General features: G+C 72.8%; 23 protein-coding genes. 11 read left to right on the top strand and 12 right to left on the bottom strand.

Going from position 1 to position 22,265, the window contains the following annotated elements; genetic code table 11:
* The first annotated feature begins 78 nt into the window (after positions 1-78).
* From QWY29_RS16095 to QWY29_RS16080, 4 genes are read left to right on the top strand one after another with little or no spacing between them, the layout of a single operon-like run.
* Positions 79-1,092: a chemotaxis protein CheB gene (locus QWY29_RS16095; protein ID WP_300962032.1), complete on the top strand. Its 1,014-nt coding sequence runs from the start codon at positions 79-81 to the stop codon at positions 1,090-1,092.
* A complete protein-coding gene (locus QWY29_RS16090; protein ID WP_300962031.1) occupies positions 1,089-2,954 on the top strand; it encodes a CheR family methyltransferase in 1,866 nt (621 codons plus the stop codon). Before QWY29_RS16095 ends, QWY29_RS16090 begins: the two co-directional genes overlap by 4 nt.
* A gap of 59 nt (positions 2,955-3,013) precedes the next feature.
* Entirely contained in the window at positions 3,014-3,442 is a 429-nt protein-coding gene (locus QWY29_RS16085; protein WP_300962030.1) for an STAS domain-containing protein, read from the top strand.
* Positions 3,443-3,446: 4 nt separating this feature from the next.
* Complete coding sequence (locus QWY29_RS16080; protein WP_300962029.1) at positions 3,447-3,935, top strand: flavodoxin family protein; 489 nt, start codon at positions 3,447-3,449, stop codon at positions 3,933-3,935.
* A 111-nt stretch (positions 3,936-4,046) separates the two neighbouring features.
* Here QWY29_RS16080 and QWY29_RS16075 read toward each other — a convergent pair whose 3' ends face one another.
* Positions 4,047-5,969: a SpoIIE family protein phosphatase gene (locus tag QWY29_RS16075; protein WP_300962028.1), complete on the bottom strand. Its 1,923-nt coding sequence runs from the start codon at positions 5,967-5,969 to the stop codon at positions 4,047-4,049.
* A gap of 237 nt (positions 5,970-6,206) precedes the next feature.
* On the opposite strand from QWY29_RS16075, the gene QWY29_RS16070 reads away from it, so the two are divergent.
* Genes QWY29_RS16070 through QWY29_RS16060 form a run of 3 tightly spaced genes read left to right on the top strand, consistent with a single transcriptional unit; the run spans position 6,207 to position 8,663 of the window.
* A complete protein-coding gene (locus tag QWY29_RS16070; protein WP_300962027.1) occupies positions 6,207-7,004 on the top strand; it encodes a sigma-70 family RNA polymerase sigma factor in 798 nt (265 codons plus the stop codon).
* A gap of 10 nt (positions 7,005-7,014) precedes the next feature.
* Positions 7,015-7,806, top strand: a complete 792-nt coding sequence (locus QWY29_RS16065) for a septum formation family protein (protein WP_300962026.1) — start codon at positions 7,015-7,017, stop codon at positions 7,804-7,806.
* Positions 7,806-8,663 (top strand): septum formation family protein, encoded by an 858-nt coding sequence (locus QWY29_RS16060; RefSeq protein ID WP_300962025.1) that lies wholly within the window; start codon positions 7,806-7,808, stop codon positions 8,661-8,663. Before QWY29_RS16065 ends, QWY29_RS16060 begins: the two co-directional genes overlap by 1 nt.
* A 624-nt stretch (positions 8,664-9,287) precedes the next feature.
* Here QWY29_RS16060 and era read toward each other — a convergent pair.
* The 8 genes from era to QWY29_RS16020 are packed head-to-tail and all read right to left on the bottom strand — an operon-like array spanning position 9,288 to position 16,844.
* A complete protein-coding gene (era, locus tag QWY29_RS16055) occupies positions 9,288-10,220 on the bottom strand; it encodes a GTPase Era (RefSeq protein WP_300962024.1) in 933 nt (310 codons plus the stop codon).
* Position 10,221: 1 nt separating this feature from the next.
* Positions 10,222-11,031 carry a siderophore-interacting protein gene (locus QWY29_RS16050; RefSeq protein ID WP_300962023.1) on the bottom strand — a complete coding sequence of 270 codons (810 nt, stop codon included), beginning with the start codon at positions 11,029-11,031 and terminating at the stop codon, positions 10,222-10,224.
* A gap of 13 nt (positions 11,032-11,044) precedes the next feature.
* Complete coding sequence (locus QWY29_RS16045; protein ID WP_336621847.1) at positions 11,045-12,313, bottom strand: class I SAM-dependent methyltransferase; 1,269 nt, start codon at positions 12,311-12,313, stop codon at positions 11,045-11,047.
* Positions 12,310-13,665, bottom strand: a complete 1,356-nt coding sequence (locus QWY29_RS16040; RefSeq protein ID WP_300962022.1) for an FAD-binding oxidoreductase — start codon at positions 13,663-13,665, stop codon at positions 12,310-12,312. Before QWY29_RS16040 ends, QWY29_RS16045 begins: the two co-directional genes overlap by 4 nt.
* A gap of 56 nt (positions 13,666-13,721) precedes the next feature.
* Positions 13,722-14,066, bottom strand: coding sequence for a cytidine deaminase-like protein (locus tag QWY29_RS16035; RefSeq protein WP_300962021.1), 345 nt, complete (start codon positions 14,064-14,066; stop codon positions 13,722-13,724).
* Complete coding sequence (locus QWY29_RS16030; RefSeq protein ID WP_300962020.1) at positions 14,063-15,376, bottom strand: hemolysin family protein; 1,314 nt, start codon at positions 15,374-15,376, stop codon at positions 14,063-14,065. Before QWY29_RS16030 ends, QWY29_RS16035 begins: the two co-directional genes overlap by 4 nt.
* Complete coding sequence (gene ybeY, locus QWY29_RS16025; protein WP_300962019.1) at positions 15,373-15,822, bottom strand: rRNA maturation RNase YbeY; 450 nt, start codon at positions 15,820-15,822, stop codon at positions 15,373-15,375. Before ybeY ends, QWY29_RS16030 begins: the two co-directional genes overlap by 4 nt.
* The gene (locus tag QWY29_RS16020) at positions 15,819-16,844 is read right to left on the bottom strand and encodes a PhoH family protein (RefSeq protein WP_300962018.1); all 1,026 of its coding nucleotides are present in this window, start codon (positions 16,842-16,844) and stop codon (positions 15,819-15,821) included. Before QWY29_RS16020 ends, ybeY begins: the two co-directional genes overlap by 4 nt.
* Before the next feature lie 109 nt (positions 16,845-16,953).
* Between QWY29_RS16020 and QWY29_RS16015 the strand changes: the two genes are divergently transcribed.
* The 3 genes from QWY29_RS16015 to QWY29_RS16005 all read left to right on the top strand — a co-directional run bounded on the left by QWY29_RS16015 (position 16,954) and on the right by QWY29_RS16005 (position 18,800).
* Complete coding sequence (locus tag QWY29_RS16015; RefSeq protein WP_300962017.1) at positions 16,954-17,226, top strand: hypothetical protein; 273 nt, start codon at positions 16,954-16,956, stop codon at positions 17,224-17,226.
* 291 nt (positions 17,227-17,517) lie between these two features.
* Positions 17,518-18,048, top strand: a complete 531-nt coding sequence (locus QWY29_RS16010; RefSeq protein ID WP_300962016.1) for a DUF6318 family protein — start codon at positions 17,518-17,520, stop codon at positions 18,046-18,048.
* Positions 18,049-18,371: 323 nt separating this feature from the next.
* Positions 18,372-18,800 carry a hypothetical protein gene (locus tag QWY29_RS16005; RefSeq protein WP_300962015.1) on the top strand — a complete coding sequence of 143 codons (429 nt, stop codon included), beginning with the start codon at positions 18,372-18,374 and terminating at the stop codon, positions 18,798-18,800.
* A gap of 106 nt (positions 18,801-18,906) precedes the next feature.
* Here the strand turns inward: QWY29_RS16005 and QWY29_RS16000 are convergent, their stop codons facing one another.
* On the bottom strand, positions 18,907-19,251 hold the full coding sequence (locus QWY29_RS16000; protein WP_300962014.1) for an HIT domain-containing protein: 345 nt from the start codon (positions 19,249-19,251) through the stop codon (positions 18,907-18,909).
* Between the two features lie 70 nt (positions 19,252-19,321).
* On the opposite strand from QWY29_RS16000, the gene QWY29_RS15995 reads away from it, so the two are divergent.
* Complete coding sequence (locus tag QWY29_RS15995; protein ID WP_300962013.1) at positions 19,322-20,242, top strand: Gmad2 immunoglobulin-like domain-containing protein; 921 nt, start codon at positions 19,322-19,324, stop codon at positions 20,240-20,242.
* A gap of 63 nt (positions 20,243-20,305) precedes the next feature.
* Here QWY29_RS15995 and QWY29_RS15990 read toward each other — a convergent pair whose 3' ends face one another.
* Both QWY29_RS15990 and dnaJ read right to left on the bottom strand, forming a co-directional pair.
* Positions 20,306-21,046, bottom strand: a complete 741-nt coding sequence (locus tag QWY29_RS15990; protein WP_300962012.1) for a 16S rRNA (uracil(1498)-N(3))-methyltransferase — start codon at positions 21,044-21,046, stop codon at positions 20,306-20,308.
* A 10-nt stretch (positions 21,047-21,056) separates the two neighbouring features.
* Entirely contained in the window at positions 21,057-22,229 is a 1,173-nt protein-coding gene (gene dnaJ / locus QWY29_RS15985; RefSeq protein ID WP_300962011.1) for a molecular chaperone DnaJ, read from the bottom strand.
* Between the last annotated feature and the right edge of the window lie 36 nt (positions 22,230-22,265).

The following is a 22,265-nucleotide window of genomic DNA, read 5'->3' as shown; positions in this document are numbered from 1 at the left end:
CACCACCCTTCCACACCCTTCGGATGTGGGAGGCTCGACGGACGTGCTCGACGCACGCGCCCCAGCGGAAGGACTGCAGTGCCGGACCAGCCCGTCCCCCTCGTCGTCGTCGGAGCCTCCGCCGGCGGTGTCGAGGCCCTGCGCACGTTCGTGGCCGGGCTCCCCCACGACCTGCCCGCCTGCGTCCTCGTCGTCCTGCACGTCCCGGCGTCCGCCACGAGCGTGCTGCCGAGCATCCTCGACCGGTCCGGGCCGCTACCGGCACGGCACGCGCGGGAGGGTGACGCACTCACGGCGGGCCAGGTCCTGGTCGCACCGCCCGACCACCACCTCATCGTCGTCGACGGCCACGTCACGCTCTCCCGCGGACCGTGGGAGAACGGCCACCGGCCCGCGGTCGACGTCCTCTTCCGCTCGGCCGCTCGCGCGGCCGGCGAGCGGGTGGTCGCGATCGTGCTGTCCGGGTCGCTCGACGACGGTGCCGCGGGCATGGTCGCCGTCGCGCAGCGCGGCGGCACCCGGATCGTCCAGCAGTTCGACGACGCGTTGTACGACGGCATGCCCCGCAGCGCCGCCGCGGCCGACCACGTGGAGCACGTGCTGCCGGTCGCGCAGATGCCGGCCCTGCTCACCGAGGTGCTCGCCGCCCTGCCCCCCGCACCGGAGGCTCCCCCGACCGAGCTCATGAACGCGGAGGCCGAGATGGCCGACCTGGACCCCGACACGATGCACGACCCCGACCGACCCGGCACCCCGTCCGGCTTCGGCTGCCCCGACTGCAACGGCGCCCTCTTCGAGATCGAGGACGGCGGCATGCTCCGCTTCCGCTGCCGCGTCGGGCACGCGTGGTCGCCCGACAGCCTCATCGCGCGCCAGTCCACGGCGCTCGAGAGCGCGCTGTGGATGGCGCTGCGCGGGCTGGAGGAGAAGGTCGCGATGAACACCACGCTCGCCGGCCGCGCCGACCAGCGCGGCGACCACCGCACCGCGGAGCGCTTCCGCGCCGCCGCCGACGAGTCCCGGGGGGCCGCCGAGCTGGTCCGGGCGCTCGTCGCGAGCATCGGCGGGACCGCCGCGGAGCCGCAGCGGTGAGCACGGTCGAGGACGACGCGGCGTTCGAGGCGCTGCTGCGCCACATCAAGGAGCAGCGCGGCTTCGACTTCACCGGCTACAAGCGGGCGAGCCTGGTCCGGCGGGTGCGGCGCCGGATGGACGCCATCGGGGTGACGGGCTACGAGGAGTACGAGGACCACCTCACGGTCCACCCCGACGAGTTCACCCACCTGTTCAACACGATCCTCATCAACGTCACCGGGTTCTTCCGCGACACCGACGCCTGGGACCACCTGCGCGACGAGATCCTGCCGGCGATCCTGCGCCGCCGCGAGGGTCGGCCGATCCGTGTGTGGAGCGCCGGGTGCGCCTCGGGGCAGGAGGCCTACACCGCAGCGATCCTGCTCGCGGAGCTGCTCGGACCCGAGGACTTCCGCGAGCGGGTCAAGATCTACGCGACCGACGTCGACGAGGAGGCGCTGGCCCAGGCCCGCCAGGCGTCGTACGCCGACAACGAGATCGCCTCCGTGCCGGAGGCCCTGCGGGAGAAGTACTTCACCCGCACGGGCACGCGGTACGTCTTCCGCAAGGAGCTGCGCCGGTCGGTGATCTTCGGCCGCAACGACCTGGTGCAGGACGCGCCGATCTCCCACGTCGACCTGCTGATGTGCCGCAACACGATGATGTACCTCAACGCCCAGACCCAGGCGCAGGTGCTGCAGCGCATGCACTTCGCGCTGGCCCCCGACGGCGTGCTCTTCCTCGGCAAGGCCGAGATGCTGCTCAGCCACTCGGCGTACTTCCGGCCGATCGAGACCCGGCGGCGCTTCTTCGGCAAGGTCGACACCGGGGTGCGCGAGCGCGGCCTCGTCACCGTCCCCACGCGGGCGACCAGCCCCGCCGCGCTCGACCCGGACGCGGTGCTGCAGCGCTCGGCACTCCTGTCGTCCGCGGCCGCTCAGGTGGTGCTCGACGCCGGCGGCCGCCTCGTGATGAGCAACCACCGGGCGCTGCACCTGTTCGGCCTGTCCTCCCGCGACGTGGGCCGGCCGATCCAGGACCTCGAGATCTCCTACCGTCCGCTGGAGCTGCGCTCGCACATGGACGAGGCGGTGCACCAGCGCCGCACCGTGTGGGTCCGTGACGTCGAGCTGCACCGGCTCGGCAACGAGCCCCTCATCCTCGACGTACAGGTCGTGCCGCTGTCCGACGACGACGGGGGGCACCTCGGGCTGACGGTGATCTTCAACGACGTCACGCAGTACCGCCAGCTCGAGAAGGAGCTGCAGGTCACCAACCTGCAGCTGGAGACGGCCTACGAGGAGCTGCAGAGCACCAACGAGGAGCTCGAGACCACCAACGAGGAGCTGCAGAGCACCGTCGAGGAGCTCGAGACCACCAACGAGGAGCTGCAGAGCACCAACGAGGAGCTCGAGACGATGAACGAGGAGCTGCAGGCGATGAACGACGAGCTCCAGGTCAGCAACGAGACCCTCCGTGACCGTCAGGAGGAGGTCGACCGGCTCAACCGCTTCATGTCGGCGGTGCTGGGCAGCATGAACGCCGGCGTCGCCGTGGTCGACGCCGACCTCCAGGTCCTGGCGTGGAACAGCCGCGCCGAGGACCTCTGGGGCGTCCGCGCCGACGAGGCCGTCGGCCAGCACCTGCTCAACCTCGACATCGGGCTGCCGCTGGAGGACCTGCGGCAGCCGCTGCGCACGCGCCTCGCCGAGCCCGACGACGGGGTGTCCACCGTCGTCGTCGACGCGGTCAACCGCCGCGGCCGGTCCGTGCGGCTGCGGACGACGCTCACGAGCGTGCGCGACACGAGCGGGTCGATGCCGGTCGCGATGCTCGTGATGGACGTCCTGGACGAGCAGCCGGCCGCTCACCTAGGGTGATCCGCACCGGCCGTGCCTGGGACCAGGGCGCGACACCGGCTTCCCCGGATCGAGCGGTCATGACCCTCGCGAACCTCCCGACGGCCCCCGTCCTCACCTCCTCGAGCGTCCGGCTCCTGGTGGGCGAGCAGCATGCGGTGCTGCACGTCGCCGGCGAGCTCGACCTCGCCGTCCGCGACCGCCTCGAGCAGGTACGCCGCCGGGCGCTCGGCCTGGCGCCGGCCGCCCTCGTCGTCGACCTCGGCGACGTGGCGTTCCTGGACTGCGCGAGCGCGCGGGTCGTCCTGTCGCTGCTCGAGACCGCCGCCGGCGGCGGGGCCCGCACCACCCTGGTCTGTCCGGACGGGCCGGTGCTGCGGGTGCTCGAGCTCGTGGCCGGCTGCTCGTCGGGCGGCGGCGCCACCGCCCGGCTCCGGCGCACCGCGCTCCGGTGCACGACGCTCCTGGTCACCCGGGTCGCGCCGGCGCCCGGCCGCGCGGCATCCTGACCGGGTGCCCCGCCTGCTGGTCGTCCACCACGTCCCGACCCCCACCGTGCGGTCGCTCGCCGACGCGGTCGTCGCCGGCACGCAGGACGAGGCCATCCAGGGCGTCGAGGTGGTGGTCCGCCCCGCCCTCGAGGCGACGGCCGAGGACGTGCTGGGCGCCGACGGCTACGTGCTGGGCACGCCGGCGAACTTCGGCTACATGTCTGGCGCCCTCAAGCACTTCTTCGACACGATCTTCCTCGAGGCCGGCGGCGCGCTGGCCGACGACGGCAGCGCGTCACCGTCCGCGGGTGAGAAGAAGCCCTACGGGCTGTGGGTCCACGGCCGCTACGACACCACCGGCGCGGTCCGCGCGGTCCAGTCGATCGTGGGTGCGCTGCCCTGGCGGCAGTCCGCAGCGGTCCTGGAGGTCCTCGGCGACGTCGGGCTCGACGAGCGCGACGCGGCGTACGAGCTCGGCGGGACGGTGGCCGCGCTGCTCACGACCGGCTGACCCGGCCGGCTGGCCCGGCCCGTCGCGCCGCCGCGCGCGTGCGGAGGCACGCGGCGAGCTCCTCGGGGGTCGGCCTGCGGCCGCGCACACGGATGAGCTGGTGGGTCGCGGCTACCCCGTCGTGTAGGGCAGCCGGACCATCTCGAGGACGTGCTGGGCGGGCGAGCCCAGGGGCGCGACGAGGTGGATGACGCCGAGGCTGAAGCCGTTGGCGGGTGCCATCGCCTCGTAGAGGACCTGCACCCCGGCGCTGGCCAGCAGGGTCACCTCGGACATGTCGAGGACCACGTCGACGGTCCCGCCGAACGACGCGTGCGCGATGCGGCGGCGCAGCTCGTCGGTGCCGCGGTGGTCGACCGTGCCGGAGAGCAGCAGCTCGCCCGGACGCTCCGCGATGGTCAGCGGCTCGCGGCCCGAGGCCGAGGAGCCGGTGGCCGTGAGCATGCCGACCGACCGGGTCGGCCGGAGCCGGAGCCGCGCGGTCGTGCCGTGCTCGTCGTGGTGCAGCTCGAACTCGTCGGTGAACCCGCGTGCCATCGCCAGGCCGCGCCCGCGGGTGCTGGGTGCGGCGGGTGCACGCCAGCTGCCGGTGTCGGAGACCGTGACCTCGACGACGCCCTCGTCGTCGAGGTGGGCGACGACCTGCACGACCGCGTCGGCACGACGGGTGGACTCGGGATAGGCGTGCTCGCAGGCGTTGGTGACGACCTCGCCGACGGCGTGCTGTAGCGCGACCTCGTCGAGCGGGCCCACCTGGAGCTCGTCGAGCCACTCGGCCAGCTCGGCGCGCACCACCCGGGGGGTGTCGGGCAGCGCCGGGTAGTTGAGCTCGAGGTCGGGCATCGGCTCGACCAGCTCGGCCGCCAGCACGGTCACGTCGTCGGCCACGCCGGTCGCGCCGGCCAGTCGCTCGATCGACTCCCGGCAGATGCGCTCGGGCACCCGCTCCTCGATCCGCTCGAGGTCCGGGCCGGCGAGGACCGCCTCGCGGACCACCTCGGCCAGGTCGACGGTGCACTGGGCAACGGTGCGACCGGGGCGCTCGACGATGCCGTCGCTGTACATCACCAGGACGTCACCCTCCTCGAGGCGGTGCTCGGCCAGCTCGAACGGCAGGCCGGACGCCAGCGGACCGGCGCCCGAGGCGGGCAGGAAGGTCGTCTCGCCGTCGGGGCTGACCACCATCGGCGGCGGGTGGCCGGCCGTGCAGTAGACGAGGTCGCCGGTGTGCGGGTCGAGGACGGCGGCGCAGACCGTGGCGGCCCGGGCAGGCGGCACCCGGCGGGCACGGGAGTCGAGCAGCTCGAGGGCCGCCTCGATGTCGCCGTCGAGGCGGGCGCGCTCCTCGAAGAGCGCGCGCAGCTCGCCCATGGCGACCGAGGCGCGGACCCCGTGGCCCACGACGTCACCGACCGCAAGCACCAACCGACCGTCCTCGAGCGCGACGGCGTCGAACCAGTCACCGCCGGCGACGACGCCCTCGTCGGCGAGCAGGTAGCGGGCCGCCAGCCGGATGCCGCGCGGGATCGGGACCCCGCCGGGCAGGAGGGCGTCCTGCAGCGCGACGAGCGTCTGGTCGGGGCCGGCGGAGGGCGCGGGCGGCGCAGGCGGGGTGGGCGCGGGGGCCGGGGCTGCAGCAGGCACGGGGGCGGGACGCGGTGCACCGGCCAGCGCCTGGGCGACGACGCCGCGCGCCGAGCCGTCCTCCGCGCGCCACGGGGCCAGCCCGAGAGCCAGGGTGCCGTCGTCATCGAGCGCGAGCTCGCCGGTGCGGGCCTCGCCGGTCTCGTGGACAGCACGGGCCAGGTCGAGCAGGTCGCTTCCGGGACCGCCGGCGTCGGAGCCGCCGACGGTCAGCACCTCGACGGCCTCGTCGCCGAGCAGCGCCCGGCCGGCCTCGTTGACCACGGTGAGGCGCAGGTCGGGGCCCTCGAACAACGCGAGCAGACCGGGCGCTTGGTCGAAGGCGGCCGACCGGCCGAGGTCGTCGTACGACCCGTCCATGGCATCCCTTCTGCGGTGCTGCTCGCTCATGGCCCTCCTGTGCCCACTTCCCCGCGTCCGTCACCAGCGGGAGGAGGGGCAATCCTCACAGGTCTCGGAGGCTCCCGCCGACAGTTCCCGAGAACGTCCGAGCCACACCGGACGACGTCCGCGACGAGGCCGTTCTCACCCCCTCGGGTGAGGTTTCTGCGTCACGCCCTGGGGTTGTGTGAGGGAAGGACGACGCTGAGCAGACGGCGCATCCCTCTCTCCTCGGGACGGATCCTCATGACCTCTGCTCGCACCCCCACCCGCCTGCCGCGCGCCGAGCGTGCCGCGAGGACCGAGGCGCTCCTGGACCGGCTCCGCTCCACCTCGGACGAGGCCCGGCGGGAGGACCTCCGTCGTGAGCTGGTGCTCGTCAACCGCGGCGTCGCCGAGGCGGTCGCCCGGCGCTACCGCGGCCGCGGCATCGCCGACGACGACCTCGTGCAGGTCGCCTACGTCGGACTCGTCAAGGCCGTCGCCCGCTTCGACCCCGACCGCGGCCACGACCTGTTGACCTTCGCCGTCCCCACCGTGCGCGGCGAGCTGACCCGCCACTTCCGCGACCACGGCTGGGCGGTGCGACCGCCGCGACGCATCCAGGAGCTGCAGACCCGGCTCATCCGCACGGCCGAGGACCTCGCCCACGAGCTGGGCCGCGAGCCGACCGAGGCCGAGGTCGCCGAGGCGCTCGACGTCTCCCCCGAGGAGTACGACGAGGCCAACCGCGCCTGGGGCTGCTTCGCGCCCCGGTCCCTCGACGCGCCGCTCGCCCCGGGCGGCGACCCGGACAGCAGCTCCCTCGGCGAGCTCCTGGTGGACGCGTCCGGCGAGGACCCGCTGACCGCCAGCGACGCCCGGGTGGCGCTGGCACCCGTGGTCCGCGCGCTGGGCGAGCGCGACCGACGCATCGTGTACCTGCGGTTCTTCGAGGACCGCAGCCAGGCCGAGATCGGCGAGGACATCGGCGTGAGCCAGGTCCAGGTCTCCCGGCTGATCAGCAGGATCCTCGACCGGATGCGCGAGGAGCTCCAGGGGTAGCATCCGCCGCGTGCGTCTGCTCCCCACGTTGCTCCTGGCGACGGCTCTGCTGGCCGGGTGCGCGACGGACGCCCAGGGCGGCGACACCGACCCCGACCAGGTCGACGCGGTCGAGGTCCCCGAGCTCGGTGCGTGCCGCGTGCTGACCCCCGACGACGTCGCCCGCGCCTCGAACGCCACGCGCACGGTCCCCTGCTCCGAGCGCCACACCGCCCAGACCTACGCGGTCGGCGAGCTGCCCACCGACCTGCGCGACGCGGCGTACGACGACGAGGCGCTGGGCTCCTTCGCCTACGAGACCTGCTCGACGAAGTTCCAGGAGCTGCTCGGCGCCGACGAGAGCCTGGTGATGCGCACGGTCGTCAGCTGGGCGTGGTTCCGGCCCTCGGAGGAGGCGTGGGACGACGGCGCCCGCTGGTACCGCTGCGACGTCGTCGGCGGGGGCGAGCAGAGCGAGGAGTACGTCGCCCTCCCCGAGACCACCGAGGGCCTGCTGATGGGCCGCCCGAAGGACCGCTGGATGGTGTGCGCGTCCGGCCCGTCGGTCGACGCCGGCGAAAAGGTGCCGTGCTCCCAGCCTCACGACTGGCGTGCGGTCACCACGATCAAGGTCGGGGACCAGGACGACGAGTACCCCGGCGACCGCGTCGTCGAGGTCACCACCCGCGACTTCTGCTCCGACTCGGTGGGCGCGTGGCTCGGCTACCCTGTCGAGTACGACTTCGGCTTCACCTGGTTCCACGAGGCCGAGTGGCAGGCCGGCAACCGGCGCTCGGTCTGCTGGGCGCGGACCCCGGACTGATGCGCGCCCGCGGCGCGGCCGCCCTCCTGCTGCTGGCCCTGGCTGCCGGCTGCTCGTCGGGGTCGGAGCCTGAGCCGGGGTCCGGGTCCTCCCCCACGCCGTCGACGGCCTCTCCGAACGTTCCCTCGGCCGCTCCCTCGGCCGCTTCCTCGACGCCGGCCGAGCAGGTCCGCGAGCCGCAGGACCGCGCCTGCTACCGGATGACCTACGACGAGGCGGTCGCCCCGACCACGTCGACCGACCCCGTGCCCTGCTCTGGTCGGCACACCTCGATGACGTACGCGGTCGGCCGGGTCGACGCCGTCGTCGGCGGCCACCTCCTGGCCGTCGACTCCGACCGGGTGCAGCAGCAGGTCGCCGAGGAGTGCCCGCAGCGGCTCCAGGGGTTCCTCGGCGGCGACCGCCAGGACCTGCGGCTGAGCATGCTGCGCTCGGTGTGGTTCACCCCCACCGTCGAGGAGTCCGACGCCGGCGCTGACTGGTACCGCTGCGACGTCGTCGCGCTCGCCGGGGCCGAGCAGCTCGCCCCGCTGACCGGACGGCTGGCGGGCGCGCTGGACCGTCCCGAGGCCGCGGACCGGTGGGCCATGTGCGGCACCGCCGGCCCGGACGCCCCCCGCTTCCGTCGGGTGCCGTGCTCGGCGGAGCACTCCTGGCGCGCGGTCTCCGTCATCGACCTCGGGCCCGGTCGCTACCCGGGCGAGGCGCGCGTCCGCGACGCCGGGCAGGGCCCGTGCGAGGCCGCCGGCCGCGACGCCGCCGACGACCCGCTCAGCTTCGAGTGGGGCTACGAGTGGCCCAGCGCCGACCAGTGGCGCAACGGCATGACCTTCGGCCGCTGCTGGGCGCCGGACTGAGCAGCCGCCCGCGAGGAACGAGCGGGCGGCGTCGCGAAGGAAGGTCGAGCAAGCCCCGCGACCGAGGAACGAGGTCGCGACGGGCGCGTCGAGACCCGGTGACCCTGCGCGCTGCCCTGCGCCCCTCACCGGGCCTCGACAACGGTCGGCGCTGGCGCGCCACCCGCTGGTCGAGCAGCGAGCCCTGGCCGGCTGGTTGAGGAAGGCGCGCAGCGCCTGTCTCGAAACCGAGCGTCGACGAGACCCGGTGACCGTGGTCGCGGCCCTGCGCCCCTCACCGGGTCTCGAGACGGTTGCTGCGCAACCTCCTCGACCGGCGGAGAGCAGCGAGCCCTGGCCGGTGGGTTGAGGAAGGCGCGCAGCGCCTGTCTCGAAACCGAGCGTCGACGAGACCCGGTGACCGTGGTCGCGGCCCTGCGCCCCTCACCGGGTCTCGAGACGGTTGCTGCGCAACCTCCTCGACCAGCGGAGGGCAGCGAGCCCTGGCCGGTGGGTTGAGGAAGGCGCGCAGCGCCTGTCTCGAAACCGAGCGTCGACGAGACCCGGTGACCGTGGTTGCGGCCCTGCGCCCCTCACCGGGTCTCGAGACGGTTGCTGCGCAACCTCCTCGACCAGCGGGGTGGCTCAGAAGCCGAGCTTGCGCAGCTGGCGGGGGTCGCGCTGCCAGTCCTTGGCGATCTTCACGTGCAGGTCGAGGTAGACCGGGGTGCCGAGGAGGGCCTCGATCTGCTTGCGGGAGTCGGTGCCGATCTTGCGCAGCCGCGCGCCCTTGTGGCCGATGATGATCCCCTTCTGGGAGTCGCGCTCGACGTACACGTTGGCGTGGATGTCGAGCAGCGGCTTGTCCTCAGGGCGGTCCTCGCGGAGGTTCATCTCCTCGACCACGACGGCGATCGAGTGCGGCAGCTCGTCGCGGACGTCCTCGAGCGCGGCCTCCCGGATCAGCTCGGCGACGAGGATCTCCTCCGGGGCGTCGCTCAGGTCACCGTCGGGGTAGAGCTGCGGCCCGGCCGGCAGCAGTCCGATGAGCAGGTCGGCGAGGAGCCCGACCTGGTCGCCGGCCTGCGCGGAGACGGGGACGATCTCGGCCCAGTCCGTGCCGGTCTCGGCGCCCAGCGCCTGGATGTCGAGCAGGTGCTGGCCGACCTGCTCGGGCGTGGCGAGGTCGGTCTTGGTGGCGATCGCGACCTTCGTGGTCCGCTTGACCTTGGCCATCTCGTTGACGATGAAGCGGTCGCCGGGGCCGATCTTCTCGTTCGCCGGGAAGCACGCGGCGACGACGTCGACCTCGGCCAGCGTGGTCTTGACGAGGTCGTTGAGCCGCTCCCCGAGCAGCGTGCGCGGACGGTGCAGGCCAGGGGTGTCGACGAGGACGAGCTGAGCGTCGGGGCGGTGCACGATGCCACGCACGACGGTCCGCGTCGTCTGCGGCTTGGAGCTGGTGATGACCACCTTCTGGCCCACCAGGGCGTTGGTGAGCGTCGACTTGCCCGCGTTGGGCCGGCCGACGAAGGAGGCGAAGCCGCTGCGGTGCTCGGGGGTGGTGGTCTCGCTCATGTCAGGCCTGTCCGTTCGCTGGGTCGGTCGCGGCTGAGTCGTAGTCGGCCCAGATCTGGTCGTCGCTCTTGCCGGCCGCCTTGCCGGCGCGCCACACGGGGCCGGGGTCGACGGAGCGGGGCTGGCGCTCGGCGTTCGCGCGCCAGTAGCCCATGACGTCGTACGCCGTGCTCGGCAACCGCCGGACGCGCATGAGGTGCTTGCGGACCGCGCGCATCTGCGCGGACTCCCCGGCCATCCAGAAGTAGCCCTCGCCCTCGGGCCAGTCGATCGCCTCGACGGCCGCGGCCAGCCGGCTCTCGCCGTCGCCGGGCTGGTCGAGCCAGGTGACGTCGGCGCCGGCGGGCAGGTAGCCGGCGAGCTCGTCGTCGGCCGGGACCTCGGCCCAGACCCGGGTGGGGACGTCGACGGTCTCGCGGATGCGCGCCATCGCCGGCAGCGCGGTCAGGTCGCCGACGAGCAGCAGCCAGGCCGCGTCGTCGGGCATCGCGAAGGAGCCCTTCGGCTCGGTCACGGTGACGGTCTCCCCCACCACGTCGCGGCGCGCCCACTCGGTGACCAGGCCGACGTCGTGGACGACGACGTCGAGCACGAGCTCGCCACCGTCGCCGGCGGACGGGTCCCAGGAACGGACGGTGTAGTAGCGGCTCTGGAACTGGCCGGGCACGACCAGGCCGACCCACTCGTCCGGCACGCCGGTCGAGGTGAACCCGGTGAGCCCGGGACCGCCGAGCACGAGCCGCACGAGGTGGTCGGCGACCTGGGTCCGTCCGACGACCTCGGCGGTGTGCTGCTGGGCCCTGGTGCTCACCGGGTCAGGCTAGTCACCACGTCGGACGCAGCGGGAATCCGTCGGAGCCGTCGTCGGTGGTCCTGGTCGCCAGCACCTGGTGCAGCTGGATCTCGTTGCGCTCGAAGGCCAGCCGCGAGCCGGCCATGTAGAGGCCCCACACCCGCGCGGTGCCCTCGCCGACCTCGGCGACGCAGGCGTCCCAGTTCTCCACGAGGTTGGCGCACCACTCGCGCAGGGTCATCGCGTAGTGGTGGCGCAGGTTCTCCTCGTGCTGCACCTCCAGGCCGGCGTCCTGCGCGGACGTGATGATCGTGCCGGAGCCGGTCAGCTCGCCGTCGGGGAAGACGTAGCGGTCGATGAACGCCCCCGTCGACGCCGGCCGGTTGTGCGGCCGGGTGATGCAGTGGTTGAGCAGGCGCCCCTCGGGCTTGAGGTGGTCGTGCAGGAAGCCGAAGTACGCCGGGTAGTTGCGCACCCCGATGTGCTCGGTGAGGCCGATCGAGCTGATCGCGTCGAAGCCGGTCTCCAGCACGTCGCGGTAGTCGGAGTGGCGCACCTCGACCAGGTCGCCGACCCCGGCCTCGTCGATGGCCTGCTTGGCCCACGACGCCTGTTCGCGCGAGAGCGTCACGCCGAGCGCCTTGACGCCGTACTCCTTCGCGGCGTGGACGACCATGCCGCCCCAGCCGCAGCCGACGTCGAGCAGGCGCTGGCCGGGCTGGAGGTCGAGCTTGCGGGCGACGAGGTCGAACTTCTCGGCCTGGGCCTCCTCCAGCGACGCCGACTCCTTCGGGAAGACCGCGCAGGTGTAGGCCATCGAGGGGCCGAGCACGTGGCGGTAGAAGGCGTTGGAGACGTCGTAGTGGTGGCTGATCACCTCGGCGTCGCGCGTCAGGCTGTGCCGCACGCCCTCGACCACGCGGCGCCAGCGCGGCAGGTGCTCCTGCGGCGGGGGCGGCGGCGGCTTGAGGTGGGTGAGGCCGAGCCCGCGCACCAGGCGCAGCGCCTCGGCGGGGGTCGGCTTGCGGAAGCGCAGGTGGTTCATCAGCAGGGTCATCGCGTCGTACGGGTCGCCCGGGTGCACGCCGTGCACCAGCAGGTCGCCCGAGACGTAGGCGCGCGCCATGCCGAGGTCGCCCGGAGCCGTCATGATGTAGGCCAGCCCGCGCGGGTCGGCCAGCTCCAGGCGGATGTCGGCGTCGGCCGGCCCGGCGGCCGACCCGTCGTACGCCTCGAACCGCACCGGCATCCCGTCACGGAGCAGCGACGCCACTGCGTCGCCGATCGAGATCGAGCTCACCGTCTCCTCACCACCTTGTCGTAGAGGCTCGTCAGCCTGTCGTCGGGATCGAACGTCTGCTTGACGGCCGCGAGGTGCTCGCCGGCGTAGAGCCGGTCGAACGTCCCACGGTCGTAGAAGGCCTCGGAGTACAGCGACTTGTGGCCGCCGAGCTCGTGGACCTTGGCCTCGATGGCGCGGTTGGCCGGGGCGTCGGGTGCGTCGTCGCCGACGGGGACAGTGCCCCAGAAGCCGACGTTGACATACGTCGCGCCGCGCTCGAGGGGGTACGTCGGCCAGTCGCCCTTCGCCACCAGCGGGCACAGCCACACCGGCCGCATGCCGACGGCCTCGTCGAACCAGGTCAGGAACTCGGTGAGCCGCTCGACCGGCACCTCGACGTCCTGGATCACCCGCTCGCGCTGCGGTCGGCCGGCCCGGCGGTCGAGCCGGTCGACGATCCCGTGGCGGCGCTCCAGGGCGACGAGGCGGTGGTAGACGTCCGAGCGGCGCCACCGGCGCGGCCACACCCGGCGCGCGAGCGGGTGCTGCGCGCCGAACGCGCCGGAGCACCAGAACCAGTCGGTGTCCCAGCGCCACAGGTAGTCGTACGTCGTCAGCAGGTCGGTCGTGCGCTGCTGGACGCTGCGGTAGTAGATGTCCTGGCCGGTGTAGTCGCTGGTCGGCCCCGGCTCCTCCTGCCAGGTCGCGAGCGTCAGGTAGACCTCGTCGGGCGAGAACGCCGTGCCGTCCAGGCCGTCGACCCGGACGCCGTCGAGCTCGCCGGTCGCGACGATCCCCTCGATGGTCGGGGCCAGCAGGTGCGGCTCGACGCGGACGTGGCGCAGCGCGACGTACGACGGCACCTGCTCGAGGCTGATCCGCAGGCGGGTGGCGTAGCCCAGCGAGCCGTAGGAGTTGGGGAAGGTGTCGAACAGCTCCTCGCCGGGGCGGGTCGTCACGACCTCGCCGGCGCCGGTGAAGACGTCCATCTCCAGCACCGACTCGTGCGGCAGCCCGTTGCGGAAGCTGGTGGACTCGATACCGAGGCCGGTCACCGCCCCGCCGAGGGTGATCGTCCGCAGCTGGGGCACGACGTAGGGCATCAGCCCGTGCGGCAGCGTCGCGTCGACGAGGTCCTCGTAGGTGCACATGCCCTGCACCTCGGCGGTCCGTGCGACGGGGTCGACCTCGATGACGCCGGTCAGGCCGCTGACGTCGAGGCCCGGACCGGTCGCGGCCGCGCGCGGACGGAAGAGGTTCGAGGTCTGCTTGGCCAGCCGGACCGGCGCGCCCGGCGGGATCGCGGCGTACGACGCCTGCAACCGCGCGACCGCCTGTCCGTGCCGCTCCCAGGGCCCGGTGGTTGTCACGGACAACAAGTTACTCCCGTCGGCGCCGACCGCGCGAAGGGGTTCCCCGGTCGGCGTCAGGTGGTGACGGACGCCTCGATCGTGCCCCGCGGGTCGCCCCGGTGGACGACCACCCCCGCGCCCGCGAGGTCGTGCAGGGCGGCCAGGTCGGCGTCGCGCAGCGCGTCGGCCTCGGTCAGCACGACCGCGGCCTCGAGGCCGGTCGCGCCGGACGCGACCGCCATCGCGACGCACACGCCGAGCGCGGAGACCTGCAGGGTCGGCAGGTCGACCGTCGCGGCGGCGTACGTCCGGCCGTCGGCGTCGCGCACGGCGGCGCCCTCCGCCGCCCGCGTGCGCGCCCGGGTCGCCCGGGCGAGGGTGACCAGCTTGCGGTCCTCGGCGCTGAGCTCGCTGCTCATTCGTCCTCCTGGCTGTCGTCGTCATCGGGGCCCACGGGGGCGATCCGCACCGTGGCCACCTTGTTGCGCCGGCCTGCGGGCCCCTCCGCCTCGAAGCGCAGGCCGTGGGCCTTCACCACCGAGCCGGGGATCGGCACGCGGCCGAGGTGCTTGGCCATGAGGCCGCCGACGCTGTCGACGTCCTCCTCCTCGACGTCGAAGCCGAAGAGCTCGTCGAGGTCGTCGACCGGGAAGCGGGACGACACGCGCCAGCCCTCCGGCTGACCCTCCTCGTCCTGGAGACGCTCGGAGTCGACCTGCTCCTCGTCGTACTCGTCGGTGATCTCGCCGACGATCTCCTCGAGCAGGTCCTCGATGGTGATGATGCCGGCGGTGCCGCCGTACTCGTCGACGACGACCGCGATGTGCTGCCGGTTGGCCTGCATCTCCGAGAGCAGCGCGTCGACGGGCTTGGACTCCGGGACGTACGTCGCCGGGCGCATCACCTCGTCGATGCGCTGGGTCAGCTCCACCTCGGGCGCCTCGAAGTCACGTCGCACGACGTCCTTGAGGTAGGCGAAGCCGAGGATCGTGTCGAGGTTGTCCTCGATGACCGGCACGCGGGAGAAGCCCGAGCGCAGGAAGAGCGACATGGTCTGCCGCAGGTTCTTGTGGCGCTCGACGTAGACCACGTCGTTGCGCGGGACCATCACCTCGCGGGCGGTGGTGTCGCCGAGCTCGAAGACCGAGTGGATCATCCGGCGCTCGCCGGACTCGATGACCGCGGAGGCCTCGGCGAGGTCGACCAGCTCGCGCAACTCGGTCTCGGTGGAGAACGGGCCCTCGCGGAAGCCCTTGCCCGGGGTCAGCGCGTTGCCGACGACGATGAGCAGCCGCGGCAGCGGGCCGAGCACCTTGCTGAGCGCCATCAGGGGCCCGGCGGAGTAGAGCGCGACGGTCTCGGAGTGCTGCCGGCCGAGGGTCCGCGGCGCGACCCCGATGACGACGAAGCTGACCACCAGCATGATCGCGATGGTCAGCAGCACGCTGGCCCACCAGGCGCCGTCGACGCCCTCGTCGATCTGCAGGGTCACCAGCACGATCGCGGCGACCTCGCACAGCAGCCGCAGGAAGAGCGCGGTGTTGAGGAAGCGCACCGGCTCGTCGAGGAGCGCGACCAGCTTCTTGGCGCCGGCCCGCTCCTCCCCCACCAGCTCCTCGGCGCGGGCGCGGGAGAAGGCCCCGATGCCGGCGTCGACGGCGCTGAAGAGGCCCGCGAGCACGACGAGTGCGGCTGCCGTGACCAGCAGCCCCACGTCCCCGGCGGTCACCGGGTGCGCCACTCCTTCAGGATCTCGTCCTGCAGGCCGAACATCTCCTTGTGCTCCTCCGGCTCGGCGTGGTCGTAGCCGAGGAGGTGCAGGATGCCGTGCACGGTGAGCAGCTCGATCTCGGCGTCCTTGCCGTGGCCGGCGGTCTCGCCCTGCCTGGCGGCGATCTCGGGACAGAGCACGAGGTCACCGAGGACGCCCTCCTCGGGCTCCTCGTCGACCAGGCCCGGGCGCAGCTCGTCCATGGGGAAGGCCAGCACGTCGGTCGGGCCCTCCTTGTCCATCCACTGCTCGTTGAGCTCGGCGATGGTGGCCTCGTCCACGGCCTTGATGCACAGCTCGGCCATCGGGTGGACGCGCATCCGGTCCATCACGAACCGGCTCAGGTCGGCCAGCCACCGCACGTCGAGGGCGTGGCCGGACTCGTCGAGGACCTCGATGCTCACCGGCTCGCGTCCTTCGCCGCGCGCTCGCTGCGCTGGAGGTCGACCCGCTCGCGCTCGGCGTCGAACTCGTCGTACGCCGCCACGATCTTGCCGACCAGGCGGTGCCGGACCACGTCGGTGCTGGTCAGGCGGTTGAACGCGATGTCCTCCACGCCGTCGAGGATCCCCTCGACGATCCGCAGGCCCGACTTCACCCCGCCCGGCAGGTCGGTCTGGGTGATGTCGCCGGTGACGACGATCTTCGAGCCGAAGCCGAGGCGGGTCAGGAACATCTTCATCTGCTCGGGCGTGGTGTTCTGCGCCTCGTCGAGGATGATGAAGGAGTCGTTGAGCGTGCGGCCGCGCATGTACGCCAGCGGCGCCACCTCGATGGTGCCGGCGGCCATCAACTTCGGGATCGACTCGGGGTCGATCATGTCGTGCAGCGCGTCGTAGAGCGGGCGCAGGTACGGGTCGATCTTCTCGCTGAGCGTGCCGGGCAGGAAGCCGAGGTGCTCGCCGGCCTCGACGGCCGGGCGCGTCAGGATGATCCGGTTGACGTTCTTGCTCTGCAGCGCCTGCACGGCCTTGGCCATCGCGAGGTAGGTCTTGCCCGTGCCCGCGGGGCCGATGCCGAACGTGACGGTGTGCTTGTCGATGGAGTCGACGTACCGCTTCTGGTTCAGCGTCTTCGGCCGGATCGACCGGCCGCGGTTGCTGAGGATGTTCAGGCTCAGCACGTCGGCGGGGCGCTCGGTGGTCTCGGCGCGGAGCATCGCGAGCACGCGCTCGACGGTCTCGCCGGTCACGCCCTGGCCGGTGCGGATGATCGTCACCAGCTCGTCGAGCAGCCGCTCGGCGAGGGCGATCTCCCCCGGCTCGCCGTACAGGGTGATCCGGTTGCCGCGGACGTGGACGTCCGCGTCGAAGGCCTGCTCGATGAGCCCGAGGTGCTCGTCGCCCGGCCCCAGCAGGCTCACCATGTTGATGCTGTTCGGGACCACGACGGTGTGCCGCGTGGAAGAGGTCTGGCTGTCAGTCATGGATGCCCGGTCCGGGCGGCCTTTCGTCGACGATGGGTGCCTGTCCATGCTACGGGAGCGCCTCCGTGCGCCCCAGCGACTTGTGCTGCACCGGCGTAGCGTCGGTGATGTGCCCAGTGTTCCCGTCGACCCGTGTGATCCCGTCGAGGACCCCGACGACCACGACGACGACACCGAGCCCTTCTGGTACGCCGGCCAGCACCTCCCTCCCGACGCCCGCCGCATGGGCCTCACCGCCCACGTCCCCGACGGCGCGCTCCTCGACTTCGCCGCCCGCCTCGACTCCTCGCAGCGCCGCCACCGGATCACCGCCTGGGTGATGCTCGTCGTCTTCGGGCTGCCTGTCCTCTTCGCCGGGCTGCGGGTGCTCGAGCTGTTCTGAGGCCGGGCTGGACGGGCTGGGCTGGGCAGTCGCTCGGGGATGGGTCGCGCGTCAACGATCGTTCAATTGCGCCCGTTCAGCGCCCGACCCGGTCCGACCCGCCACAACCGCGCAATTGCTGGGTTGTCGACGCGGTGCTGGGACTCCTGAGGCCGCCGTGACGCGGGTCGTCTCCTGCGCCCGGTCGCTGTCCACAGGGTGACGTCGGGCGGTGTCCTCGGCCGCCGGACGTGGTTATCGTCCGTAACGGCGCCTCGGTCTGGGTGCTGCTGTCTCGGGAAGGACCACACCATGCCCCTGCGGAACCTCGGCGCCCTGGCCCTCGTCGCCACCCTCGCGCTCTCCGCCTGCTCCTCCGACGACCCGAAGCCGAAGGTCGCTCCGGAAACGTCAGCGCCGAGTTCGTCGGGATCAGCACCTCCATCAGGCGACCCCGTCAGCGAGGGCAGTGACCCGAGCGCAGCAGTGGAGGCATGGATCGCGGCGCAGAACGAAGCACTGGCAACGGGTGACACCACCTCCGTACGCGTTTTGAGCACGCCGGACTGCCACTCGTGCGACGGACTCATCGACCCGATCGAACGGGTGCACGAAGCCGGCGGATACTTCGAGACCGACGGCTGGCGCATCGACAAGTCCAAGGTGACCCGCCAGGGCCAGTCGGCTGCTGTCATCGACACAGCAGTGACGATCACGGGTGGCAAGACGGTCAATGCCCGCGGCGAGAAGCCAGTCACCTACGACGAGGACAAGCGCATCATCAAGTTCAAGGTCCGCCGAGACGGAGAGCAATGGGCGGTCGCATTTATCGGATTCCTCTGATGAGGTGGCTGATAACCGGGCTCATCGCTTCCCTCGCCATCGTCATGGCTCCTGCGCGAGCGGAGGCCGCCTGCTCGTGGGTCAGGTCGGAAGAGATGATCAACGGCGCCATTCGGATCAGCTGGCAGTACCGGTGCGACGGAACAACCAGCAGTGGGTCCGCCGAAGCCGGCGACGCGCACGCGACGACAACGGGAATTCGCGACTCTGACTGGGACGCAATCTGCGTGCGAACAGCCATCAGCGTCGGCGCCGACCCACTCAGCTACTGCAACGAGCTCGCGGATGAACCCGACCTTGTGGCACCACAAGTGACACCCGGGATGGTCGCAGCAGCGTTCCGCCGCCTCCCCCTACCACCGGCACAGCTGCAGGTCCAACCACCCGACGGCCGCACCCTGGTCAACTTAGCCACCAACTTCTACACCGACCAGGGCGACCTCACCCGCAGCGTCACGCTCCTCGGCCGCCAGGTCGACCTGCGCATCACCGCGACCGGCTACACCTGGCACTTCGGCGACGGCACCACCACGACCACCAGCGACCCCGGCGCGCCCTACCCCGCCCTCGACGTCACCCACGACTACCGCAAGGCCGGCCGCGTCAGCCCCAGCGTCGACACCACCTACAGCGCGGAGTTCAGCGTCGACGGCGGACCGTGGCGACCCGTCACCGGCACCGTCACCATCCCGGGACCGTCCGTCGGCCTGCGGGTCCTGACCGCCACGCCGACGCTCGTCGGCCACCGCTGAACCGGCGGACGTACCCAACCGGCCGCCGCCGGGTCGCGAGGCAGGTCGGAACGCGCGGAGGGGGGTTTGGTACGTCCGGGGGTCGTGGCGGGACGGAAAGCGGAGCTCAGCCCGGAGGCCAGGTCATCGAGCGCCCGGCGAGCACGTGCAGGTGGGTGTGGAAGACGGTCTGTCCCACGCCGGCGCCGGTGTTGAAGACCAACCGGTAGTCCTCGTGCCCCTCGGCGGTCGCGATCGCGGCGGCGGCCGTCACCAGCTCGGCCGAGGCGACCGGGTCGCCCGCAGCGAGCTCGGCGGCGTTCGCGTAGTGGTCGCGCGGCACGACGAGCACGTGCGTCGGCGCCTGGGGGTTGATGTCGCGGAAGGCGACGGTCCGCTCGGTGACGTGCACGACCTCGGCCGGCACCTCCTCGGCGACGATCTTGCAGAACAAGCAGTCCGCGTTCCTCATGCACGCAACCTAGCGCCGCCCCGCGCGCGTCTCACCTGCATCGACGCCCCGACCCGGGAGGATGGGCCCCATGGACGCTCGCCTGCGGATCTCCGCCCTGCTGACCGCCTCCACCCTCGCGCTGACGCTCGCCGCCTGCGGGGAGGACGACACCTCCGCCGACGACCCGGCACCCGCGGGCAGCACGAGCTCCCCCACCGCCAGCAGCACCCCGAGCGACGAGCCGAGCGCCAGCGACCCGACCGCGACGAGCGAACCGTCGCAGGGCGGCGGGGAGACGACCGTGCCGGTCTACTTCGCCGGTGACACCCCGCAGGGCGTCCGGCTCTACCGCGAGTTCCGCCGCGTCGGCGGCGACCACTTCAGCGCCGCCGCAGCCCTCACGGCGTACGGCGACGCGGTCGACCCCGACTACCGCTCGCTGTGGCCGGAGAACCCCGGCGGCATCGTCGGCGTCGAGCCGCAGGATGACGCCATCGTGGTCACCGTCGACGGCGCGGCCTGGTCCGAGCGCGGCGACCTGACCGCCGCCGAGGCGCGCATCGCCGCCCAGCAGCTCGTCTACACCCTGCAGGGCGTCGCGCAGGAGCGGCTGCCGGTGCGGGTCGTCGACGTCGACGGCGCCCCGGTCCCGCTCTTCGGCACGGAGGGCGACCTGACCCAGGCCGCCCCGCTGGAGGTGCTCGCGCTGGTGAGCATCAGCGGGCCGGAGCAGGGCGAGACGGTCGCCGACACCTTCACCGCCGCGGGCGTCGCGTCGTCGTTCGAGGCCACCGTGCCGTGGGAGGTCCGCGACGAGGGCGGCAAGGTCGTCCTGGACGGGTTCGCGACCGCGGAGGGCTGGATGGACAAGCTCTACCCGTGGGCCAGCGAGGTCGACGTGTCCGGGCTCGAGCCCGGCACCTACTCGTTCGTCGCGATGACCGACGACCCCTCCGGCGGCGAGGGCTTCGGCCCGACCGAGGACAGCAAGACCATCACGGTCGAGTAGCGCCGGCAGCCAGGCCGAGCGTTCGGGCCCAGCGGCCAGACCCAACGGGGCCCGGCCCAGGGCTCAGCCCCAGCGCGGGGTCCGCGCCAGCAGTGCGGCCACGGCCGCGACGCCGGCCGTCGAGGTCCGCAGCACCTCCGCGCCCAGACGCACCGAGGAGGCACCGGCCGCGGTGAACGCCGCGACCTCCTCCTCGGTCAGGCCGCCCTCGGGACCGACGACGACCACGAGCGGACCGTCGGCCGGCAGCGCCAGCGACGCCAGCGGCACCGACGCCTCCTCGTGGAGCACCACGGCGAGCGACGCCGTGGAGAGCATCGCGACCACGTCGGCGGTCGAGGCCAGCTCGTCGACCTCGGGGAACCACGGGCGCCGGGCCTGCTTGGCCGCCTCGCGGGCGGTGGATCGCCACTTGGCCAGGGACTTCGCCGCCCGCTCACCCTTCCAAACCGCCACCGAGCGAGCCGCGGCCCACGGCACGACCCGCGCGACACCGACCTCGGTCAGCACCTCGACGGCCAGCTCGCCCCGGTCGCCCTTGGGCAGCGCCTGCACGACGACGACGGCCGGCGCCGGCGCCGCCACGCGACGTACGTCGGCGGCGACCGCCGTGAAGACCCGCTTGCCGGTCGAGGCGACCTCGGCGGTGACCGAGGTGCCGGCCCCGTCGGTCAGCACGACGCTCTCCCCCACCCGCAGCCGGCGCACGGCCACGGCGTGGTGGGCCTCGTCGCCCTCGACGGTCACGGTGGACCCGACGACGACCCCGTCGAGCGCGGGGACGAGGTGGACCGGGAGCGACATCGGCGGTCCGTCAGTGGCCGTCGAAGGCGTCGCGGAGCCGGCCGAAGAACGACTTCGACCCCGGCTTGACCTGGCCCGTGGGCGTCTCCTCGCCACGGATGGCGGCGAGCTCGCGCAGCAGCTCCTCCTGGCGGGCGTCGAGCCGCTGCGGGGTCTCCACGGCGACGCTGACCACCAGGTCGCCGCGGCCACCCCGCAGGCCGGGGACGCCACGCCCGCGGAGGACCTGCTCGGTCCCGGACTGGGTGCCGGCGGGGATCTCGAGGGCGAACTCGGTCTCCACCCCGGAGTCGGCGTCCTGCTCGACGTCGGCCTCGAGGGTCGGCAGCGTGAGGGAGGTGCCGAGCGCGGCGGCCGTCATCGGCACGGTCACGGTGCAGTGCAGGTCGTTGCCGTGGCGGGTGAAGACGGGGTGCGCGGCGACCTGGATCTCGACGTACAGGTCACCGGCCGGGCCGCCGCCCGGGCCGACCTCGCCCTGCTCGGCGAGCTGGACGCGGGTGCCGGTGTCGACGCCGGCGGGGATCTTCACCGTCAGCGTGCGGCGCGAGCGGACGCGGCCGTCGCCGGAGCACTCGCGGCACGGCTCGGGGATGATCGTGCCGAAGCCGCGGCAGGCCGCACAGGGACGCAGCGTGCGGATCTCGCCGAGGAACGAGCGCTGCACGTGGGCGACCTCGCCCTGGCCGCGGCACGTCTCGCAGGGCACCGGGTGGCTGCCGGGCGCGGCACCGTCGCCGTGGCAGGTCGTGCACAGCACCGCGGTGTCGACCTTGAGCTCGCGGGTGACGCCGAACGCCGCCTCGGCGAGGTCGACCTCGAGCCGGATCAGCGCGTCCTGGCCGCGACGCACGCGCGGCCGCGGACCGCGACCGCCGCCCGCGCCACCGGCCTGGCCGCCGAAGAAGGCGTCCATGATGTCGGTGAACGAGAACCCGGGCCCCTGCCCGAACCCACCGCCGGCACCGCCGAACGGGTCGCCGCCGCGGTCGTAGGCCGAGCGCTTCTGCGGGTCCGAGAGCACCTCGTAGGCGCGGGAGATCTCCTTGAACTTGTCCTGCGCCTCGGGCTCGGGGTTGACGTCGGGGTGGTACTGCCGCGCGAGCCGCCGGTAGGCCTTCTTGATCGCGGTGTCGTCCGCGTCGCGGTCGACTCCGAGCAGGTCGTAGAGGTCCTGGCTCACCTGTGTTCCTAACGAGATCGGGGTGGAGAGGTACGG

Source organism: Nocardioides abyssi (genome assembly GCF_030412915.1).
In the GTDB taxonomy this organism is placed as follows: Bacteria; Actinomycetota; Actinomycetes; order Propionibacteriales; family Nocardioidaceae; genus Nocardioides; species Nocardioides abyssi.
This window is presented reverse-complemented; position numbering and strand designations above follow the sequence as displayed.

What these genes read in the sequence shown, in the direction of transcription:
- QWY29_RS16060 (WP_300962025.1), top strand. Translation starts at nt 7,806, where the DNA reads ATGCGCGCCCGCGGCGCGGCCGCCCTCCTGCTGCTGGCCCTGGCTGCC.
- QWY29_RS16020 (WP_300962018.1), bottom strand. Translation starts at nt 16,844, where the DNA reads ATGACTGACAGCCAGACCTCTTCCACGCGGCACACCGTCGTGGTCCCG.
- era (WP_300962024.1), bottom strand. Translation starts at nt 10,220, where the DNA reads ATGAGCGAGACCACCACCCCCGAGCACCGCAGCGGCTTCGCCTCCTTC.
- QWY29_RS16070 (WP_300962027.1), top strand. Translation starts at nt 6,207, where the DNA reads ATGACCTCTGCTCGCACCCCCACCCGCCTGCCGCGCGCCGAGCGTGCC.
- QWY29_RS16010 (WP_300962016.1), top strand. Translation starts at nt 17,518, where the DNA reads ATGCCCCTGCGGAACCTCGGCGCCCTGGCCCTCGTCGCCACCCTCGCG.
- QWY29_RS16075 (WP_300962028.1), bottom strand. Translation starts at nt 5,969, where the DNA reads ATGAGCGAGCAGCACCGCAGAAGGGATGCCATGGACGGGTCGTACGAC.
- QWY29_RS16035 (WP_300962021.1), bottom strand. Translation starts at nt 14,066, where the DNA reads ATGAGCAGCGAGCTCAGCGCCGAGGACCGCAAGCTGGTCACCCTCGCC.
- QWY29_RS15995 (WP_300962013.1), top strand. Translation starts at nt 19,322, where the DNA reads ATGGACGCTCGCCTGCGGATCTCCGCCCTGCTGACCGCCTCCACCCTC.
- QWY29_RS16085 (WP_300962030.1), top strand. Translation starts at nt 3,014, where the DNA reads ATGACCCTCGCGAACCTCCCGACGGCCCCCGTCCTCACCTCCTCGAGC.
- QWY29_RS16005 (WP_300962015.1), top strand. Translation starts at nt 18,372, where the DNA reads ATGGTCGCAGCAGCGTTCCGCCGCCTCCCCCTACCACCGGCACAGCTG.
- QWY29_RS16000 (WP_300962014.1), bottom strand. Translation starts at nt 19,251, where the DNA reads ATGAGGAACGCGGACTGCTTGTTCTGCAAGATCGTCGCCGAGGAGGTG.
- QWY29_RS15990 (WP_300962012.1), bottom strand. Translation starts at nt 21,046, where the DNA reads ATGTCGCTCCCGGTCCACCTCGTCCCCGCGCTCGACGGGGTCGTCGTC.